The organism is Meiothermus luteus (assembly GCF_003574085.1).
GTDB lineage: Bacteria > Deinococcota > Deinococci > Deinococcales > Thermaceae > Meiothermus > Meiothermus luteus.
Map to the genome: position 1 here is coordinate 1 of NZ_QWKZ01000058.1, position 19,256 is coordinate 19,256.

Consider the following 19,256-nt stretch of genomic DNA (forward strand, 5'->3'; position numbering starts at 1 on the left):
TTTGTAGATGAGCTAGGCATCCACCCGACCCGAAACTGAGAGAACCTCCTTGCTGAGGAGGTAGCGATGGCTTTTACGATTTTAGACGCAATACTGGCCCTGATGGTGCTCGTGCTGGGGGTGGCGGGGGGTTCTTGATAGTCCCGGCGTTGGTCCTGCTGGGTGGGCTGACCATGCACCTAGCGGTGGGGACCAGCCTCCTCATCGTGGCCATGAAGTCGGCCAGCGGCTTCTACAAGTACCTGCACCTGCTCCCCGAGCAAGGGTACGCCATTCACTGGGACATTGTCCTGCTCTTCTCGGCGCTGGGGGTTTTGGGCAGCCTTTTCGGGGGCCGCCTGGCCGCTTCCATCCCCCAGCTCACCCTGCGGCGGGGGTTCGCGGGATTCCTGGTGGCGATGGGGGTCTTCATCCTCTGGCAAAACCTGCCCAAGGCCCTGCACGGCTGAGGCTTTCAGGCAGGGAGGCGATACACGCGAACCGCATTCTCCCCCATAATCCTAGGGTCAGGGCTGGGGAGGGCCTGCTCGAGGGCCTCCTTCACCTGCGGATACTCCGCCGCCAGGGTGCAGACCGGCCAGTCGCTGCCGAACATGCAGCGCGCCGGGCCGAACAGCTCTAGGGCCTTGTGGATGTAAGGGGCCAGGTCCTCGGGCTTCCAACGCCTCCAGTCGGCCTCGGTGACCAGGCCGGAGAGCTTGACCCAAAGGTTAGGCTGCTCAGCCAGCGGCTCCAGCCGCTCGAGCCAGTCCTCCCACTGCCCCCGGGCGATGTTGGGCTTGGCCAGGTGGTCCAGCACGAAGCGCAGCTCGGGGAAACGCCGCACCGTGGCCAAAGCGGCAGGAAGCTCCCGGGTGCGCACCAGCAGGTCGTAAACCAGCCCCCGCTCGGCCACCGCTGCCAGGCCCCGCTGAACCTCGGGGAGCAGCAGCCAGTCTGGGTCGGGCTCATCGTGGACTTGGTGCCGGAGGCCCACCAGGTAGCGGCCCTCCGGCAGGGCCATCAGCTCATCCAGCACCCGGCCTACCCCCGGGTCGCGCAGGTCTACCCAGCCCACCACTCCGGCCACAAACCCGCTCTCGGCAGCGATGCGGAGAAGCTCACGGGTCTCCTCGAGGCTGCTGCGGGTCTGGACCAAGACGGTGCGCTCTACACCGCAGGCCTCGAGCAGGGGCCGTAGGTCGTCTGGGGTGAAGTCGCGGCGCAGGGGAGCCAACGTGGGGTCCTCCATCCAAGGGTAGTGGACCCGGCTGGGAAAGAGAAAGTGCTGGTGGGCGTCTACGACCATCATTCCTCCTCACAGCTCAGCGGCCGCACGCAGGGTAGCCACAACTCCCGCGGCCTCAAGGGCCTCCAGCTCTTTCCCGCTCATCCCTAGCACCCCGCAGAGCACCTCCTCGGTGTGCTCCCCCAGCATAGGGGGATGGGCCCGCACCTGGGCCGGGGTACGCGAGAGGTGGGCCAGGGGCGAGCCCAACAGGGAGAGCGGGCCCAACCGGGGGTGATGCACCTGCTGCACCATCCCCCGGGCCGCCACCTGGGGTTCGGCCAGGGCCTCGGCCAGGTTGTTAACCGGGGTGGCCGGGACCCCGGCCTCCTTGAAACGCTCGAGCCACGCCTGTCTGGGGCGGGTGCGGAAGAGGGCCTCGAGCCTGGGCAGCAGCTCTGCTCGGTGCTGCACCCGGCCCGCGTTGGTCTGGAAGCGGGGGTCCTCCCACAGCTCCATCCGCCCCATCACCTGGCAGGCCCGGCGGTACTGCTCGTCGTTGCCAATGGTCAGCATAAACCAGCCATCTGCGGCCTCAAAGGCCCCATAGGGCACAATCTGGGGGTGGCCGTTGCCCAGCCGCGGCGGCAGCTCGCCGGTGGCGAGGTAGCTTTGGGCCAGGTTGACCATGGCTGCAAGGCCCACGTCAAACAGGGCCAGGTCAATGTGCTGGCCCTGCCCACTCCGCGTGCGCTCCTGCAGCGCGGCCAGAACCGCGATGGCTCCCTGCATCCCGGTCATCAGGTCCACCCAGGCCACCGGCACCCGCATGGGCGGCCCCTCCGGGGCCCCCGTCACCGACATGATGCCGCAAAGGCCCTGGACCGCCACATCGTAGCCAGGCTCGGCCGCCCGGGGGCCGGTGTGCCCATAGCCGGTGATGGAGAGATAGACCAACCCCGGGTTGATCCGGGCCAGGGAGGGGTAGTCCAGCCCGTAGCGGGCCAGGTCGCCGGTTTTGAAATTCTCCACCAGCACATCCGCCCTGCAGGCCAGCTCCCGCACAATCTCCTGGCCCTTTGGGTCCTTAAGATTCACCACCAGGCTCTTCTTACCGCGGTTGCAGGAGAGGTAGTAGGCGCTCTCACCCCGAGCGGCCAGCCCCTCCTCCCCCAAAAAGGGCGGACCCCAGGCCCGGGTATCATCCCCTCTGGGTGGTTCTACCTTCCAGACCTCGGCGCCCAGGTCGGCCAGCATCTGGGTGCAAAAAGGCCCGGCCAGCACACGGGAAAGATCGAGAACCCTCAGCCCTTCCAACGCACCCATGCCTCCGATACTACCTTAGAATCAGGCCCATGAAGGTACTCGTTACCGGAGGGGCCGGCTACATCGGCAGCACCATCGCCAACGCCCTCCTTGACCACGGCCACACCCCCATTCTGCTGGACTCCCTGGTCAGCGGACCGCGGGCCTTCACCCAAGGAAAGGTCTTCTACGAAGGGGACATCGCCGACCGAGGGTTGCTGGAGCGCATCTTCCAGGAGCATCCCGACATCCACAGCACCATCCACTGTGCGGCCCTGGTGGTGGTGCCCGAGTCGGTGGAGAAGCCCTACCTCTACTACCACGAGAACGTCTGCAAGAGCCTCGAGCTGTTCAAAACCCTGGAGGAGCTAGGCTACCACCGGGTGGTCTTCAGCTCCTCGGCCTCCATCTACGCAGCGGTTCCGGGGTTTAAGGTCACCGAGGAGGCCCCCCTGGCCCCGGCCTCCCCCTACGCCCGAACCAAGCACATGATGGAGCAGGTGCTGCAAGACCTGGCCCAGGCCACCCGGCTGCGGGCCATCGCCTTGCGCTACTTCAACCCCATCGGGGCCGACCCCAAGCTGCGCACCGGCATCCACGTGCGCGAGCCCAGCCACGTCTTAGGAAGGATGGTGGACGTGGCGCTGGGCAAGCTGAGCGAGTTCGTCATCACTGGGGTAGACTGGCCCACCCGGGACGGCTCGGGCATCCGCGACTACATCCACGTCTGGGACCTGGCCCTGGCCCACCTGCGAGCGGTGGAGCGCTTTGACGAGGTGCTGGCCAGGGCCGGCCGCCCCTACGTGGCCATCAACCTGGGCACGGGCCGGGGGGTCACGGTGAAGGAGCTGCTGGCCGCCTTTGAGCGGGTCTACGGGCGGCCCATCCCTAAGCGTGAGGCCCCGCCCCGCCCAGGGGATGTGGCGGGGGCCTACGCCAGCGCCGAACGGGCCTGGGAGCTGCTCGGTTGGAGGGCCGAACGGCCCATTGAGGAGGGCATCGCCAGCGCCCTGGCCTGGGGCAAAAAGCGCAGGGAGGTCCTGGGCTACCCCTAGGCCAGGTGTTCGCGGAACCACTCGAGGTAGGCCTCTATCCGGGCCACCCGGCGGTCGGGCCGCCCCGAGCGGCTGAGTTCGTGCCCCTCCTCGGGCACCCGGAAGAACCGGGTGGGCACCTTCCTGTGCAGGAGCAGGGTGTACCAGGTTTCCCCTTGGTCTATGGGGCAGCGGTGGTCCTGCTCGGAGTGGACCACCAGGGTCGGCGTCCTGACCTGGTGCACCAGGGAAAGCGGGCTCTTCTGCCAGAGCACCTGGGGGTTCTCCCAGGGGCTGGCCCCCAGCTCCAGGTGGGTGAAGCGCGGCCCGATGTCCGAAGCCCCGTAGAAGCTCAGCCAGTTGCAGATGCTGCGGTCGGTCACCGCAGCCCTAAAGCGCTCAGGGTACCGCGCGGTGAGCCAGTTGGTCATGTACCCCCCATACGACCCTCCGGCTACCGCCACCCGCTCCGCGTCCAGAGGAAAGCGGGCCAGCACGTGGTCCAGGAAGCCCATAAGGTCGGCCTCGTCCACCTCGCCCCAGCGCCCCCCCAAGGCGGCGTAGGCCTGGCCATACCCGGTGGAGCCCCGGGGGTTGCAGTAGGCCACCGCAAAGCCGTGGGCCCGGAAAAACTGAAGCTGCAGCATCAAGGCGTTGCCAAAAGCGGTGTGAGGGCCACCGTGGATGTAGAGGACCACCGGGTGGGGGCCTGGCCCCTCGGGAAGCAGCACGAAGCCCTCCACCGTGTGCCCCTCTGGGGCGGGATAGGCCACCCGGAGCGGGCGGGGCAGCTCAGGCAACACTTCCGCGTTGGGGTCGTAAAGTAGCGTTCCTTCACGGAAAAGCCGCGCCCCGTGGGTAAAGTCCTCAACCAGGGTGTAAAGCCCACCGCCGCAGAAGGCATAGCCCAGCACGCTCTGTTCAGGAGGGGTGACGAACTCCTGCTCGCCCCCCAGCGTCACGGCCAAAAGCCGGGCCGTGCCCTGGTGGGTTACCACCGCATACACCCGGCCGTCCGGCCCTAGCCTAGGCGTCTGCACCCCGGCCCCCATCCGCACATCGGCGTTGAGGGTGTTGAGGAACGACCCCTCGGCCAAAAGGCGTACCTCGCCTTCTGGGGTGCGGTAGTAGAGCCTGTGCTCAGTGCCCCCTCGGTGCTCCCAGGCATGGGCCAGGTAGAACAGGCCCCCTTCCGGGGTGGGCTCCAGGCCCAGGATGGGCCCCACCCCGCCCAACACCTCCCGCACCTCCCCTGAAAGCCCCGCCGCGTAAAGCCGCTGTTTCCAGGCCCACCGCTCCTCTGCCGAGGCGTAGGAGGTGAAGTAAAGTCCAGCACCGTCCGGGCTCCAGACCACCTCCTCAATGTCCTGAGGAAGCTCCACTAGGGGCCGGACCTCCCCCTCTTCCCACAGCCAAAGCGCCCGAGGCACGCTGGGCAAAAGGCCCCGGGCGTCAAACTTTACCGGCCAGGTCTCGTAGACCCGAGGCTCGTCGGGCTTCGGGGGTTCGGCGTTGCCCCGGGTGAGGAGGGCCACCCTCCGGCCATCGGGGCTTACCCGATAGGCTTCTACCCCACCCTTGAGCGCGGTAAGCTGCTCCGGCTCTCCCAAGGGGGGCAGCCGAAAGAGCTGGGAAGCCCGGTCCACCTTGCGCAGGAAGTAGACGTACTCTCCCTGCCCAAAGGGGCTTTTGGCCTCGCCCTGGGTGAGAAACCGCAGCCCCCCTGCCCAGGTGGCCAGCCGGGTGCGGTAACGGGGAGGGTCCTTTTCAGGCCGCTCAATATCGGTGTAGACAAAAAGGGGCTGTCCCCCAGGGCCTTCAGTCAGCTCGGAGAGGAAGCGAAGCTGGTAGAGTAAAGATGTTTCCACCCCTCCACTTTACCTGACCCGCAGGTCAGCCGAATACCGGGGTCCGACGAGGCCCTTCGGGTACCATAGCAGTATGGACGGGCTCTGGGTTCTGGGCGCCTACTTGCTGGGCTCGCTTTCCTTCGGGCAGATAGCGGGACGGCTTAGGGGGGTCAACCTGGCCGAGCGGGACACGCCAGGGGCCAGCGGGGTCTTCCGCCAGCTCGGAGCGGGCTGGGGGCTGGCAGTGGCCCTAGGGGACATCTTGAAAGGAGCCCTGGCGGCCTACCTGAGCACCTTCACCCAAGCCCCCTGGGGGCTACCCCTGGTGGGCGCAGCGGTGGTGGCCGGCCACAACTGGCCGGTCTTCTTCGGCTTCCGTGGGGGGGGCGGAATTGCCCCCACGCTGGGCTTCTTCGTCTTTTTGTACCCCGCCCTGGCCCTGCCGGCGGTGGCCCTAGGGCTGGGGGCGGCGGGCCTGTACTGGCTCCTATACTGGCGAAACCACCGCCAAAGCTGGTACCCCATTCCGGTAGGGGCGGCGGTAGGCTACCTGTACGCCCTTTGGGCCCTCTGGCCCACCGGAGGGGGCTTCTGGGCGCTTCTGCTGGCCACTTCGCTGGTGGCGGTCCGGGGGTTGCGCATCGCCCGAAAGCTCTGAGGCCTCGGCCGGCTGTTGGATTAGACTGGCCCTCATGCGGATTGTTCTGGCAGAGGACCTCGAGCTTACCCTGGGGGGACGCGAGCTCCTGCGGGGGGTAAGCCTGGAGCTACGCCACGGCGACCGGCTGGCCCTGGTAGGGGCCAACGGCGCGGGTAAGACCAGCCTGCTGCGGCTTTTAGCCGGGGAACTGGAGCCCACCGCGGGTCGCATCCAGCGCGCAGAGGGGGTGCACCTGGAGCTGCTGCCCCAAGACCCCCAGTACGGCCCCAACGATACCGTAGAAAGCGTCCTCAAGCGTGGGTTTGCCCGGATACAGGCCATGGAAGCCGAGCTGGCCTGGCTGGAAGCCCACCTGGCCGACCCCGGGGTCTACCAGCGCTGGGAGGCGCTACATGAGCGCTACGAGGCCATTGGGGGTTATCAACAGCGTTCGCGCTACGAGGCCGTGCTGAAGGGGCTGCGGCTCGAGGGGCGGGAAGGGGAAAAGGCCGCAGTGCTCTCCGGGGGGGAGGCCCGGCGGCTGGCTCTGGGGGCGCTGCTCCTCTCGGGAGCCGACGCCTTGCTCCTGGACGAGCCCACCAACCACCTGGACCTGGGGATGGTGAACTGGCTGGTGAATTTTTTGCAGGCCTACGGAGGAGCGGTGGTGGTGGTCTCGCACGACCGGCAGTTTCTCGACCAGGTCACGGAGCGCGTGGCCTGGTTGCGCAGGGGGAGCCTCAAGCTTTACGAAGGGAATTACACAGCTTTTCGCCGTGAGCGGGCGCTACAGGAAGAACAGGAAGCCCGCGAATATGCGGGCTGGCTCAAAGAAAAAGAGCGGCGCGAGGGCATCCTGGAGCAGGCCCAGCGCTGGGCCCATAGCAGCGCCAAACACGCCAGGCGGCTCCACAGCCTGGAAGCCCGCATAGAGCGGCACCTACAGGAGGCAGCAAAGGCCCCCGAAGCGGAAGAACCCGCAGTGCGGATGCGCTTCCCGCTGGAGAGGCCGGCCACCGCTGAGCGGGTGCTGGAGGGCTGGGAGCTGCAGAAAACCCTGGGGGAACGCAGGCTCTTTTACATCCCCCATCTACTGGTGCGAAGGGGGGAGCGCATCGCCATCATCGGCCCCAACGGGGCGGGCAAGACCACCTTGCTCCGGGTGCTCCTGGGGCTCTTGCCCTCCGACCACCCGGCGGGGCGGGTCAGGGTGGGCCCGGGGGTGCGGATAGGTTATTACGACCAGAAGCTATCGGGTTTCGACCCCGAACTCACCCTGTTCGAGACGCTTTACCGGATGCTAGGTGAGAAAGCCCACGCCGCGCTGGGAGCCTGGAGGTTCCCCTACGAGGCGCAGTTCAAGCAGGTCAAGCACCTCTCGGGGGGCGAGCGGGCCCGGCTGGCCCTGCTCTCGCTCTCCTTGCAGCAGGCGAGCCTGCTGGTGCTGGACGAGCCTACCAACCACCTGGACCTGGAAACGGTGGAGGCCCTCGAGCAAGCCCTACTGGCCTACCCCGGCACCTTGCTCTTGGTCTCGCACGACCTCGCCTTCCTCGACCGGCTGGCCACCCGCACCTGGCACCTCTACGGGGGGCAGTTGGCCGACTACCCGGGGCCGCCTAGCGAGTACCTCGAGCGCCGCCAGGCCGAGGGGGTGCCCGGTAGACCCGAGCGCCCGGTGAGCAGGGTCGAACCCCAGAACCCGAGGCCCCCCAGAGCCAAGGGGCGCTGGCACCTGGAGCGGGAGAAGGAGCGCCTGGAAGCCGAGATTGCCGAGCTCGAGGCCCAAATCCAGGCGGTCTTGGCAAAGGCCAACACCCCGGGCCTGCACCACAGCGAGTACGCCCGGATCGCCCAAGAGCAAAGCCAGCTTGAAGCGGCGCTCGAGCAAGCCTACAGCCGCTGGGCGGAGGTGGTGGAGGGGCTCGAGGGTTCCTAGAGGCGCAAAGTATGGTTTGCGAACCGCGAAAAGCTGGCTGTTAGCGTTTTGTTATACCAGCTTGGCAGAATCCGCTCCGGAGGTGAGATTATGTTCGACCTACTCAAGCGCATCACTCTGGCCACAACCTTGGTTCTTCTCTCCTTTGGGGCCCTGGCTTCCCCAGACCGCTACCGGGACGATAGTCATGGTTACGAGGAGTACAAGCGGTCTGGGTACCTGGAGGTGAAAGGCCGCCTGACCCAGTTCAACCCTCAGGCCGGCACGATTACCGTGAACGGTAAGCAATTCGTTATGGCCGCCAACGTTTTTTACAAGTACGGACGGCCCAGGGTAGGGGACTACGTAGAGGTCAAAGCCCGCCAGGAACAGGGCCGCTGGGTGGTCTACCAGGTGGAGCTCAAATACCGCTAGGGCAGATGGGGTGGGGTCAATGCGCTGGGCAACAGGCTTTCTGGCTATCCTGGGCTTCGGAGCGCTCCTGGTGGGGGTTGCCATCCAGATGGTGCCCTACGGGCGCAACCACAGCAACCCGCCGGTGCTGGCTGAGCCCCCCTGGGACAGCCCCAAAACCCGCGAGATGTTTATGGCCGCTTGCGGCGACTGCCACAGCAACCAGACCCGTTGGCCCTGGTACAGCCACATCGCCCCCATCTCCTGGCTGGTGCAGTACGATGTGGAAAAAGGCCGCGAGAAACTGAACGTCTCGGAGTGGGGGCGGAGAAAAAATGAAGGGGAAGAGGTGGTGGAGGCTGTGCTGGAGGGCTATATGCCCCCCGGCCTTTATACCCTTATGCACCCTGAGGCCCGTTTTACCCGTGAAGAGCTCCAGGCCTTTCTGGCTGGGCTTAGGGCCACTTTTGGTGGTGAAGACGAAGAGTACGAAAAGGAAGAACACGAGGAGCACGGTAGCTGAGATCGGGGCTTCATGCGCATCTTACTGGTAGAAGACGAACTCGACCTAGGACAGGCTCTGACGGCCCTTCTGCGCCAGGAACGCTACGAAGTAGGTTGGGCTACCTGCCTCGAGGAGGCCTACCGCCTCCTGGCCGAAGCCGAGCCCGATTTGCTGGTGCTGGATGTCATGCTCCCCGAGGGAGAGAACGCGGGATTTGAGCTGGCCCGCAAGCTTAGGGAAAGCGGCTTTCTGAACCCCATCCTTTTCCTCACCGCCCGCGATGCCCTAGACGACCGGGTAGAAGGCTTGGATCTGGGAGGGGACGACTACCTGACCAAACCCTTTGATATTCCCGAATTCTTGGCGCGGGTGCGGGCCTTGCTGCGGCGCGAAAGCCAAGTAAAAAGAGGCAAGTTTGAACGTGGCCCGCTGCGGGTAGATTTTATAAGCCGGCGGGTCTACTGGAATGGGCAGGAAGTTGCCCTGAGCAAGCAGGAGTTTGCCCTGCTGGAAGCCTTTGCCCTGCACCCGGAGAAAGTTTTTACCCTAGAGGAGCTTTTGCTCAGGTTTTTCCCCGAGGCTGCATCGGGGGTTTATGCGGTACGGATGGGAGTGGCCCGGCTCCGAAGCAAGCTCGGGCCGGACATAGTGGTAACCGTACCCGGGGGGTACCGCCTTGGGGTTTCGTGACCGTTTGCTGCTGGGGCTGCTGTGCCTGGCCCTGGGGGTGGCCGGACTACAGATGGGGCTGGGCTACTGGAGTTTTAGCCGTTCGCTTGACCAAGACTTCCGCACCGACCTACAGAAGTATGCCCTGCTGGTGACGGAGGCTTTGGATTTGAACCAGCCCATCCCCACCCTAAACCCACAAAAAGTTCCGAATTTCTCCGGATATGCCGGGCGCTTCCGCCTGCTGCGCCAAGACCAGGTTATCTTTGAAGGCGGCGGCCCCTTTCCCGAGCTAGACCCAGACTGGTGGACGCACCGGCAGCCCCTATCTAATGGGTATGTGCTCGAGGTCGCCCTAAACCAAAACGAGCACAACCGGGCCCTGGGAGAGTACCTGCGCACCGGTGGCCTTACCCTGCTCTTCTCGGCGGGGCTTGCGGTGCTGGTGGCCTGGGGTCTGCGCCTCTACCTGCTGCAGCCCGTTCTGCGGCTCGAGCAGGCCACCCATAGCCTGGCCCAGGCCCGCTTTCCCGAGCCCTTGCCGGTGCAGGGGCAGGATGAGCTGGCCCGCCTGACCCAAAGCTTCAACCAGATGGTGATAAAGGTACGCCGCGCCCTGGAGCGGGAGCGCAGCTTTACCCGCTATGTTTCGCATGAACTGCGCAACCCTCTGGCGGCCATCAAGACCACTTCCGAAGCGGTGCGGGCGGGGGCTTTACCTTCCGAGGCCCTTCACCCGGTGTTAGACCGCAACCTCGAGCGCATGGAACAAACCTTAAACGGCCTGCTGGCCCTGGCCCGGGGGTTGGATAGCTACACCGAGGTGGAATTTCCCGAGGTGCTGGAAGCCCTGCTCCGGCGCCTGCCCGAGGCGTTTCGCAAAAGGGTAGTTTTCAGGAGCGAGCCTGCCCGCCTCAGGGTACCGCAAGAGGCATTTGAAGCGGCGGTGCAGAACCTGCTGGACAACGCGCTCAAGTACAGCCCCGGAAGGGTCTGGCTCGAGTTTTCCCAAAACCCCCACCCCACCCTCCGGGTGCGCGACGAGGGCCCAGGGGTACCCGAGGAGGCCCTGGCCCGCCTAGGGGAGCCTTTCTACCGCCCCCACCGGCAGCCTGGAGGGCTGGGCCTGGGGTTGGCCTTTGTGCGTCAGGCCGTAGAAAACATGGGGGGCCGGCTCGAGCTGCGCAACCATCCCCAGGGCGGCCTGGAAGCAACCCTGATATTGCCGGGAGGTCTTGGTGTTTAGGTTGGTGAGCCGCCGCTGGCTATTGGGTTGGCTGCTGGGATGGGCGAGCCTAGCCTGGGCAGATGGAAAGGACAAAGATAAAAAAGACAAAGACGATAAAGACAAGAACAAAGACAGCAAGGATAGCAAGGATAGCAAGGATAGTAAGGATAAAAAAGACGAAAAAGAGCCCAAACACCGCATCCTTTACGCCGAGGTCAGCCTGGCCCGCGAGGGAACAGTGGCGATTGGGGCGGGTCAACTCACCACCGAGTCGCCTTGGGCCAGCTTCCTGGCCCCAGGTATGTGGCTACGGGCCGAAGGCGTGTGGCAGGAAGGAACCTTTGTGGCTGAAACCCTTGAAATCCTGCAACCCGCCCAATTTAGCTACTTCCGGGGGCCGGCCCACCTCCTGGGTTTTCCAGGGGAGTGGGTGGAGGCTTGGTACACCTTTGATGGGGCCACAACCAGGCGCTTCGCGCTGCGCCAAGCAACCCCCGGCCAGGAGGTGCGCTTGCTGGCCTACGCCGGCCCGGCGGGCTGGGTGGCGCTGCCCCCTTCCCTGCCCCCGCCCCCCAACGCAGGCCAGGGGTGGTGGCTGATTGAGGGTCGGCTACAGGGCCCCAGCCTGACCTGGAAAGCTCCCCGACGTTTTCCCTAAAGCTAAAGGCCAGATTAAGAAGCGTTGCCTTGTTCCGTTATGGGTGTGTTATGAACGCTGAATATCCTTCCTGGCGGAGGTGAAAAGATGAGGTGCAAAGTAGGTTTACTGGCCTTCGTAGGATTGCTTCTGCTGGCGGCATGCAGCAGTCCCTCTGCACAGACCCCCGCCGAAAGCATGAGCCTGAGCGGGGTGGTGGGACAGGCTGGGGGACAGCTTACCCTTGGGGCGCTTTCAGTAGACGCCAGCGCGGCCCGCGTTCTTGTGGACGGGGAAGAGGCCACATCCCAGGCCCTGCAACCAGGGGTGGTGGTCAGCGGAAGCGGCGAGCGCTCCGCAGACCGCATACGTCTACGGGAAGTGGAGGTGCAGTACCGGGTGCGTGGGGTTGTGGACATGGTAGATGCAACCCAGGGCAGCCTCGAGGTGCTGGGGCTCAAGGTTCAGGTCAACGCTATGACCTACCTCTACGAGGAAAACCCCGACGATACCTACACCCGCCTGACCCTGGCCGACTTGCAACCGGGAGACTATGTCAAGGTGGCTGGGGTTCCCCAGGACAACGACACCATTATGGCCACCCGCATCGAGCGCAAGCCCATGCTGTCCACCGACCCCGCCTACAGTCGGGTCTCCCTGCGGGTGCGGGTGCGCGACCTGAACACCACCACCTTCACCTTTAGCTACGGGCTCAGAACCTACACCGTGAACTATGCTACGGCTCTGGTGCAGGGTGTCCTGGGCGAGGGGGCCCTGGTTGAAATCAAGGGCACCCGGAACGGCTCCACCATCCACGCCAGCAAGGTGCGGGTTTACGAGATGATCAAGCCGGGCACCAAGCTCGAGCTGAGCGGCCCCCTGACCAACCTGGACGAAACCACCCAGACCTTCCGGCTCATGGAGTACACGGTGAACTACACCGGCGCACGGGTCAAGGGCACGCTGCGGGAGGGGGCCTGGGTCAAGGTAGAAGGCAGCCTGAGCAACGGCCTGCTGATGGCCTACGAGGTGGAGGTCAAGTACAGCCACAGCGGCTCAGGTTCCTACACCGGCGAGGTTGAAGGCCCCCTGAGCGCCGTGGACACTGCCGCCCTCACCTTGCAGGTTGGCAACCAAACCTTCTGGGCCGATGCGAACACCCTCGTCAAGCTACACGATGCCCAAGGGCAGTTTAGCGACCTGCGGGCAGGCGACTGGGTAGAAGTCAAGTTCGACTCCAACCGCGCCAACAGTGCAGGCCAGGCCTACGCAGTCAAGATTGAGGCCAAGCGATACACTGCGATGCCGAACCGCCCCGCCGAGCTCGAGGGCACCCTCACCCACTTCAATGTGTCGGCCCGCACCTTCCAGGTCAATGGAGTGCAGGTCAGCGTCACCCCCAGCACCCGTTATGAGATTTACGACAGGCTGGTGACGTCCGAAGACTTCTTCGGTACCGACCGCACTGGGGCCCGTGTGGAGGTTAAGGGCTTCTTGACCAGCAGCGGCCTGGAGGCGAGCAAAGTCGAAATCAAGAAAAAGTAAGACATACCCTCACCCGGCGCGGCTTTTGGCCGCGCCGGTTTTTCTCGTGGCGGATTGTCCTAGCACAATCGGCCAACTTGTACCTTCCGCCGGCTTCAGCCCCGTGCATATAATGCCCTCCATCCAAAGGAGGGCATGGTGGGCGTGCGGGTCAGGCTGCGGCAGGGCAAACATGTGGCTTTGTATCGCCATATCGCCGAGGAGTTCCGCACCCGCATCGCCACCGGCGAGCTGCCCCCAGGCACCCGGCTACCCACGGTGCGGGCCCTGGCCCGCGAGGTGGGCACCACCCGGCTCACCATCCACAACGCCTACCGCGAGCTCCAGGCCGACGGGCTGATTGAGTCGGTGGTGGGCCGGGGCACCTTCGTGAGCCCCCAGGCCCGGCCCACCGTCCAGCCCAGCTTTGGGGAGCGTCTCGAGCCCGACTCGGTGCTCTCCGACCTGCACCGGCTGCAAAATGCCCGGGTACTGCACAACCTGGCCCTGGCCGCCGGCGACCCCGAGCTCTTTCCCTACGAGGCCTTCTGGGCCTGCCTAGAGGGCCTGCGCCTCCAGGCCCGGGAGGTCTTCGGCTACGGCTCGGTGATGGGCGAGCCGGAGCTCAGGGTGGCCCTCAGTGGGCTTTTGGAGCAGCGCGGCGTGCAGGCCGACCCCGCCGAGGTGCTGGTCACGGTGGGGGGGTTGCAGGGGCTGGCCCTGGTCTGCCGGGCCCTGGCCGAGCCGGGCGAGGAGGTGTTGCTGGAGGAGCCCACCTACCTGGGCCTCTTGGGCATTCTCAAGCAGTTCCGCCTCAAGCCCCTGCCGGTGCCGCTGGACGAGGAGGGCCCCCGGCTGGAGGTGCTCGAGGCCCTTCTAAAGCGCCACCGCCCGCGCTTTTACTACACCATCCCCAGCTACCACAACCCCACCGGGCTGCGCTTCCGCGAAGAGCGGCTTTGGCGGCTTTTGGAGCTGGCCCAGACCCACGGCTTTACCCTGGTGGAGGACGATACCTTGGGCCTTCTGAGCTACGAGAAGGCCCCGCCCACTCCGCTTTTCGCCCTGGCGCAAAAGATGGGCCTGGAGGCTCGGGTGGTGCATCTGGCCAGCCTCTCCAAAGTGCTGATGCCGGGGCTGCGTATTGGCTATCTGGTGGCCTCTCCGGCCCTGCTCGAGCGCTTCACCACCTTGCACAACGTTTCCGACATTACCGGCCCCCCGCCCCTCTTGCAGCGGGCTACGGCCCAGTTCATCCGCCAGGGCGGGCTCAAGCAGCACCTCCGTCAGGTCATCCCCATCTACCAGAAGCGCCGGGATGTGCTGTTGCAGACCCTGAAGCGCCACATGCCCGATGGCGTGCGTTGGAGCCATCCCGAAGGGGGGTTCTCCTGCTGGGTGAGCCTGCCCCGGCTTTTCTCCACCCTGGAGCTGTACCACCAGGCCTTGGCCCAGGGGGTGGCCCTCACCCCCGGGGAGGCCTTCTTAGTGCAGGCCGACAAAACCATGCACTTCCGGCTCTGTTTCGGGGCCGAGCGGGCCGAGGGACTGGAGGAGGGGGTGAAAGGGTTGGCACAACTGATTCGGGCGCGGTTTCCATCGGCTTGAGGGAAAAAACAGCCTGGAGGTTGGGGAATGGAGAATAGACCCAAACAGGTGCGTGGGGCGCACTACGTAGATGTAGACAACACCTATCTGGAAAAACGGCGCCTGCGCAAAAGCGCGGGCTGGGTGCTTTTGTGGGGCCTGGGAGTGGGGGCCGTCATCTCGGGCGACTTCTTCGGTTGGAACTTTGGGCTGGCCGCAGGGGGCTTCGGCGGGCTTTTGCTGGCCACCATCGTGGTGGCAGTGATGTACGTGACCATGGTGCTCTCCATCGCCGAGCTCTCGACCGCTTTGCCCCACGCCGGGGGCTTTTACTCCTTTACGCGCAACGCATTCGGCCCCAACTGGGCCTTCCTCAACGGCGTCACCGACCTCATTGAGTACGTGATTACCCCGGCGGTGATCGTGGTGGGCATCGCGGGCTACATGAACGCCCTGATTCCGGGGGTGCCGGCCTGGGTCTGGTGGGCGGTCTTCTACGCCCTCTTCGTGGGCATCAACATCCGGGGCACGGCCCTCACGCTCAGGGTCTCGCTCATCGTGACCCTGCTGGCCCTGGGGGTGCTGGTCTTCTTCTACCTGGCGGCGGCTTTTTCCGGGGCCTTTAGCTGGGAGAAGGTCTTCAACATCGCGCCCGCGGAGGGAGGCAGCAGCTTCCTCCCCTTTGGCTGGTACGGGGTTTTTGCCGCCCTGCCCTTTGCCATCTGGTTCTACCTGGCCATTGAGCAGCTCCCCCTGGCCGCCGAGGAGTCGCACGACGTGGTGCGGGACATGCCCCGGGCCCTTATCCTGGGCATCCTCACCCTCCTGGTGCTTTCGGTGCTGACGCTCGTCCTGAACACCGGCGTGGCCGGGGCCAAGGAGGTCGGCGAGTCCAGCGCGCCGCTGGAGCTCGGCTTTAAGGCGGTCTTCGGCGATGCAGCCACCACCACCATCCTCACCCTTATTGCCATTACCGGCCTGGTGGCCAGCTTCCACGCCATCATATACGCCTACGGGCGGCTCATCTTCGCGCTTTCGCGGGCCGGCTACCTACCCACCGGGCTTTCCATCGTGAGCCGCTACCACACCCCGCACTACGCCCTGATTCTGGGGGCGGTGGTGGGCTTCTTGATGTGCGTGCTGATCAGCACCTTCTCGGATAGCGTGGGGGCCGCCCTCCTTAACATGGCGGTCTTCGGTGCGGTCATTTCCTACGCGATGGTGATGTTTGCCTACATCCGCCTGGCCCGCACCCGCCCCGACCTGCCCCGGCCCTACAAGAGCCCCCTGGGCGTACCGGGGGCCTGGGTGGGGGCCATTCTGGCCCTGGTGTGTCTGGGTGCTACCTTCGCGGTGGAGAGCTACCGGCCTGGGGTGGTGGGCACGGCGGTCTTCGTGGTGCTGATGATGGCCTATTACTGGTTCCACAGCCGCTTCCGCCTGGTGGCCCAGGCCCCCGAGGAGGAGGCCGCCCTCATCGCCGAGGCCCAGCGGGAGATTCGCTAGGGCCCAGCGAGGAGGCCCTCAGGAGGTGCGAATGGCGCAGAGCGCCGAAAAGCTAGGCTGGTTAGCGGAAAAAGTAAGCGCGGGGGAGATAGAAACCGTGCTGGTGGCTTTTCCCGACCACTATGGGCGGCTCATGGGTAAGCGCTTCGAGGCCGAGTTCTTTGTGGAGCAGGTGGCAGAGCACGGCACCCATGGCTGCGACTACCTGCTCACCACCGACATGGAGATGGAGCCGGTGCAGGGCTACCGCTTTGCCAACTGGGAGCTGGGCTACGGCGACTTCCACCTGGTGCCCGACCTCTCCACCCTGCGGCCTGCGAGCTGGCTCGAGAAGAGCGCCATCGTGCTGTGCGACCTCGAGGACGAGCGCACCCACGCCCTGGTGGAGGTGGCCCCCCGCACGCTTCTAAAGCGGCAGCTCGAGCGGGTTAAGGCCCTGGGCTACACGGTGATGGCTGCCTCGGAGCTGGAGTACTACCTCTACCGGATTTCCTACCCCGAGGCCCACAAACAGGGCTACGCCGGGCTCGAGCCCGCCGGCTACTACCTGGAGGACTACCACTTGCTCCAGGGCACCCGCGAGGAGCCCTTCACCGCTGCGGTGCGGCGGCACCTCAAGGCCTCGGGGATTCCGGTGGAGAACTCCAAGGGCGAGTGGGGCCTGGGGCAGCACGAGGTCAATGTGCGCTACGCCGAGGCCCTGGAGATGGCCGACCGGCATGCGATCTTCAAGCAGTGCCTCAAGGAGATTGCCGACAGCATGGGCCTCTCGGTGACCTTCATGGCCAAGCCCCACCACGGCCAGGCCGGCTCCTCCTGCCACATCCACCTATCGCTTTGGAAAGATGGGCAGAATGCCTTTGCCGGTGAGGAGAGCTACGGGCCGGTGAAGGGCTCCAAGGTCTTCGGACAGTTTCTGGCCGGCTGGATTGCCCACGTACCCGACCTGATGCCCTTTTACGCCCCCACGGTGAACTCGTACAAGCGCTACGAGGACGGCTCCTGGGCCCCCACCCGGCTGGCTTGGAGCTACGACAACCGCACCGCCGGGTTCCGCGTGGTGGGGCACGGCCCCTCGCTGCGCATTGAGTGCCGCATCGGCGGGGCCGATCTGAACCCCTACCTGGCCCTGGCCGCAGCCCTGGCCTCGGGGCTTGATGGCCTCGAGCGAAACCTCACCCCGCCCCCCATCTTCCAGGGCGACATCTACCAGGCCCGCCACCTGCCCCGCGTACCCTACACCTTGGGCGAGGCGGTGGAGGGCTTCGCACAAAGCGCCTTTGCCAAAGAGGCGCTGGGCGAGGCCGCCCACGAGCACTACACCCACTTCTTCCGCACCGAGTGGCAGGCCTTCAACCGGGCCGTAACCGACTGGGAGCGCAGGCGGTACTTCGAGCGTATATGAATCACGGGTGGCACCAGGCGAGCCATCGTTGGCCGACCCACGACAACTTTTGGAGGTATACATGCAACTAGCCGATAAGGTGGCCCTCGTCACCGGGGCCGCGAGCGGGATTGGCCTCGAGGCGGCCCTGCTCTTTGCCCGCGAGGGGGCCAAGGTGGTGGCGGTGGACGTCTCGGAAAAAGGCCAGGCAACCGCCGAGCGCATCCGGGCCGCGGGGGGCCAGGCCCACTTCGTGCAGGCCGACGTCTCCAAGGCCGCCGACGCCGAACGGATGATAGCGGAGGCCGAGCGGGCTTTCGGACGGCTCGACATCCTTTTCAACAACGCCGGTATCTCCCACGCCGAGGACGACGACGCCATCCACACCAGCGAGGCCGTATGGGACCTCACCTTCGCGGTGAACGTGAAGGGGGTCTTCCTGGGCTGCAAGTACGGCATCCCCGCGCTAAGGCGGGCCGGGGGTGGGGTGGTCATCAACACCGCGTCCTTTGTGGCCTTCCTGGGGGCGGCCACCCCCCAACTGGCCTACACCGCCAGCAAGGGAGCGGTGCTCTCCATGACCCGCGAGCTGGCGGTGATCCACGCCCGCGAGAACATCCGGGTCAATGCCCTCTGCCCCGGCCCCTTGCAGACCGAACTCTTGATGAAGTACCTAGACACCCCAGAAAAGCGCCAGCGCCGGCTGGTGCACATCCCCATGGGCCGCTTCGGCCAGGCCAGCGAGATTGCCCAGGCGGCTTTGTTCCTGGCCAGCCCGGCCTCTTCCTTCATGACCGGGGCGGCCTTGCTGGTGGACGGGGGCATCACCGCGGCCTACGTCACCCCGGAGTGAAGGTTATGCAGATACAAAGAACCATCAGCCCGGTGGACGGGCGTGTGTATGTGGAGCGCGAGCTGGCCGGGCCAGAGGCGCTGGAACAGGCCCTCTCGCGGGCGGCCAAGGCTCAGAAAGCCTGGGCCCAGACCCCTTTGGAGGAGCGGCTGGCCGTCGTGGAGCGCATGGTAGAGGTCATGCTAGGGGCAGTTGGCGCGGTGGCCGAAGAGCTCACCTGGCAGATGGGCCGCCCCATCCGCTATAGCCCCAAGGAAATTACCGGCGGCTTTGCCGAGCGGGCCCGCTACATGGCCCGCATCGCCCCGGTGGCCCTCCAGGACATCCCGGCCGAGGCGCTTCCGGGCTTCACCCGCTTCATCCGGCGCGAGCCACTGGGCGTGGTGCTGGTGCTGGCCCCCTGGAACTACCCCTACCTGACCTCGGTCAACACCATTGTGCCGGCCCTCCTGGCGGGAAATGCGGTAGTACTCAAGCACTCCGCCCAGACCCCCCTGGTGGCCGAGCGCTACGCCTGGGCCTTCCAGGAGGCCGGGCTGCCCGAGGGGGTCTTCCAGTACCTGCACATGAACCACGACCTGACCGCAAAGGCCATCGCCGACCCGCGGGTGGCCTTCGTGGCCTTTACCGGCTCGGTGGCCGGGGGGCGGGCGGTGGAGCGGGCCGCGGCGGGGCAGTTCAAAGGGGTGGCCCTCGAGCTCGGCGGCAAAGACCCGGCCTACGTGCGCTCCGATGCCGACCTCGAGCACAGCGTGGTGAACCTGGTGGACGGGGCCATGTTCAACTCGGGCCAGTCGTGCTGCGGGGTGGAGCGTATCTACGTGCACGAAGCTCTCTACGAACCCTTCGTGGAGGCTTTTGTGGCCGAGACGCTCAAGCTCAAGCTGGGCAACCCCTTAGACCCCGAGACCACCTTAGGCCCCATGGTGCGCACCGAGGCCGCCGAGTTTGTGCGGGGCCAGATTGCCGAGGCCCTGGCCCAAGGGGCCCAGGCC

General features: G+C 65.6%; 17 protein-coding genes and 1 pseudogene. 15 read left to right on the top strand and 3 right to left on the bottom strand.

Annotated elements, in window-relative coordinates; genetic code table 11:
- Positions 1-116 precede the first annotated feature (116 nt).
- Positions 117-449: pseudogene (locus tag Mlute_RS09405) on the top strand (sulfite exporter TauE/SafE family protein); the annotation flags it as partial.
- A 5-nt stretch (positions 450-454) separates the two neighbouring features.
- Here the strand turns inward: Mlute_RS09405 and Mlute_RS09410 are convergent.
- Entirely contained in the window at positions 455-1,291 is an 837-nt protein-coding gene (locus tag Mlute_RS09410; RefSeq protein WP_220452072.1) for an amidohydrolase family protein, read from the bottom strand.
- Positions 1,292-1,297: 6 nt separating this feature from the next.
- Entirely contained in the window at positions 1,298-2,533 is a 1,236-nt protein-coding gene (locus Mlute_RS09415; protein ID WP_119360422.1) for a CaiB/BaiF CoA transferase family protein, read from the bottom strand.
- A gap of 29 nt (positions 2,534-2,562) precedes the next feature.
- Between Mlute_RS09415 and galE the strand changes: the two genes are divergently transcribed.
- A complete protein-coding gene (gene galE / locus Mlute_RS09420; protein WP_119360423.1) occupies positions 2,563-3,567 on the top strand; it encodes a UDP-glucose 4-epimerase GalE in 1,005 nt (334 codons plus the stop codon).
- Here the strand turns inward: galE and Mlute_RS09425 are convergent.
- Positions 3,564-5,414, bottom strand: coding sequence for a S9 family peptidase (locus Mlute_RS09425; protein WP_119360424.1), 1,851 nt, complete (start codon positions 5,412-5,414; stop codon positions 3,564-3,566). The genes galE and Mlute_RS09425 overlap by 4 nt on opposite strands.
- 73 nt (positions 5,415-5,487) lie before the next feature.
- Here Mlute_RS09425 and Mlute_RS09430 point away from each other — a divergent pair, with 73 nt between their 5' ends.
- The 13 genes from Mlute_RS09430 to Mlute_RS09490 form a co-directional block, all read left to right on the top strand.
- Entirely contained in the window at positions 5,488-6,054 is a 567-nt protein-coding gene (locus Mlute_RS09430) for a glycerol-3-phosphate acyltransferase (RefSeq protein WP_119360425.1), read from the top strand.
- Positions 6,055-6,088: 34 nt separating this feature from the next.
- On the top strand, positions 6,089-7,975 hold the full coding sequence (gene abc-f, locus Mlute_RS09435) for a ribosomal protection-like ABC-F family protein (RefSeq protein WP_119360426.1): 1,887 nt from the start codon (positions 6,089-6,091) through the stop codon (positions 7,973-7,975).
- A gap of 90 nt (positions 7,976-8,065) precedes the next feature.
- Positions 8,066-8,389 carry a DUF5666 domain-containing protein gene (locus Mlute_RS09440; protein WP_119360427.1) on the top strand — a complete coding sequence of 108 codons (324 nt, stop codon included), beginning with the start codon at positions 8,066-8,068 and terminating at the stop codon, positions 8,387-8,389.
- A 19-nt stretch (positions 8,390-8,408) separates the two neighbouring features.
- Entirely contained in the window at positions 8,409-8,891 is a 483-nt protein-coding gene (locus tag Mlute_RS09445; RefSeq protein WP_119360428.1) for a heme-binding domain-containing protein, read from the top strand.
- A 12-nt stretch (positions 8,892-8,903) separates the two neighbouring features.
- The gene (locus Mlute_RS09450; protein WP_119360429.1) at positions 8,904-9,563 is read left to right on the top strand and encodes a response regulator transcription factor; all 660 of its coding nucleotides are present in this window, start codon (positions 8,904-8,906) and stop codon (positions 9,561-9,563) included.
- Positions 9,550-10,788: an ATP-binding protein gene (locus Mlute_RS09455; protein WP_147371059.1), complete on the top strand. Its 1,239-nt coding sequence runs from the start codon at positions 9,550-9,552 to the stop codon at positions 10,786-10,788. The genes Mlute_RS09450 and Mlute_RS09455 overlap by 14 nt, the downstream gene beginning before the upstream one ends.
- A complete protein-coding gene (locus tag Mlute_RS15630; protein ID WP_182482522.1) occupies positions 10,781-11,428 on the top strand; it encodes a hypothetical protein in 648 nt (215 codons plus the stop codon). Before Mlute_RS09455 ends, Mlute_RS15630 begins: the two co-directional genes overlap by 8 nt.
- An 87-nt stretch (positions 11,429-11,515) precedes the next feature.
- Entirely contained in the window at positions 11,516-12,952 is a 1,437-nt protein-coding gene (locus tag Mlute_RS09465) for a DUF5666 domain-containing protein (RefSeq protein ID WP_147371060.1), read from the top strand.
- Between the two features lie 135 nt (positions 12,953-13,087).
- Positions 13,088-14,539 (top strand): aminotransferase-like domain-containing protein, encoded by a 1,452-nt coding sequence (locus tag Mlute_RS09470; RefSeq protein ID WP_245958924.1) that lies wholly within the window; start codon positions 13,088-13,090, stop codon positions 14,537-14,539.
- A gap of 27 nt (positions 14,540-14,566) precedes the next feature.
- The gene (gene eat / locus Mlute_RS09475) at positions 14,567-16,024 is read left to right on the top strand and encodes an ethanolamine permease (RefSeq protein ID WP_119360432.1); all 1,458 of its coding nucleotides are present in this window, start codon (positions 14,567-14,569) and stop codon (positions 16,022-16,024) included.
- 31 nt (positions 16,025-16,055) lie between these two features.
- Complete coding sequence (locus Mlute_RS09480; RefSeq protein WP_119360433.1) at positions 16,056-17,429, top strand: glutamine synthetase family protein; 1,374 nt, start codon at positions 16,056-16,058, stop codon at positions 17,427-17,429.
- 61 nt (positions 17,430-17,490) lie between these two features.
- Positions 17,491-18,261, top strand: a complete 771-nt coding sequence (locus Mlute_RS09485) for a glucose 1-dehydrogenase (protein WP_119360434.1) — start codon at positions 17,491-17,493, stop codon at positions 18,259-18,261.
- Positions 18,262-18,266: 5 nt separating this feature from the next.
- Positions 18,267-19,256: aldehyde dehydrogenase family protein (locus Mlute_RS09490; protein ID WP_119360437.1), on the top strand; the 990-nt coding region annotated here is incomplete at its 3' end.

Bases quoted from the DNA above. Each gene is read 5' to 3' on its own strand.
- Mlute_RS09410 (WP_220452072.1), bottom strand. From the start codon at position 1,291: ATGATGGTCGTAGACGCCCACCAGCACTTTCTCTTTCCCAGCCGGGTC.
- Mlute_RS09415 (WP_119360422.1), bottom strand. From the start codon at position 2,533: ATGGGTGCGTTGGAAGGGCTGAGGGTTCTCGATCTTTCCCGTGTGCTG.
- galE (WP_119360423.1), top strand. From the start codon at position 2,563: ATGAAGGTACTCGTTACCGGAGGGGCCGGCTACATCGGCAGCACCATC.
- Mlute_RS09430 (WP_119360425.1), top strand. From the start codon at position 5,488: ATGGACGGGCTCTGGGTTCTGGGCGCCTACTTGCTGGGCTCGCTTTCC.
- abc-f (WP_119360426.1), top strand. From the start codon at position 6,089: ATGCGGATTGTTCTGGCAGAGGACCTCGAGCTTACCCTGGGGGGACGC.
- Mlute_RS09440 (WP_119360427.1), top strand. From the start codon at position 8,066: ATGTTCGACCTACTCAAGCGCATCACTCTGGCCACAACCTTGGTTCTT.
- Mlute_RS09445 (WP_119360428.1), top strand. From the start codon at position 8,409: ATGCGCTGGGCAACAGGCTTTCTGGCTATCCTGGGCTTCGGAGCGCTC.
- Mlute_RS09450 (WP_119360429.1), top strand. From the start codon at position 8,904: ATGCGCATCTTACTGGTAGAAGACGAACTCGACCTAGGACAGGCTCTG.
- Mlute_RS09465 (WP_147371060.1), top strand. From the start codon at position 11,516: ATGAGGTGCAAAGTAGGTTTACTGGCCTTCGTAGGATTGCTTCTGCTG.
- Mlute_RS09470 (WP_245958924.1), top strand. From the start codon at position 13,088: ATGGTGGGCGTGCGGGTCAGGCTGCGGCAGGGCAAACATGTGGCTTTG.
- eat (WP_119360432.1), top strand. From the start codon at position 14,567: ATGGAGAATAGACCCAAACAGGTGCGTGGGGCGCACTACGTAGATGTA.
- Mlute_RS09480 (WP_119360433.1), top strand. From the start codon at position 16,056: ATGGCGCAGAGCGCCGAAAAGCTAGGCTGGTTAGCGGAAAAAGTAAGC.
- Mlute_RS09485 (WP_119360434.1), top strand. From the start codon at position 17,491: ATGCAACTAGCCGATAAGGTGGCCCTCGTCACCGGGGCCGCGAGCGGG.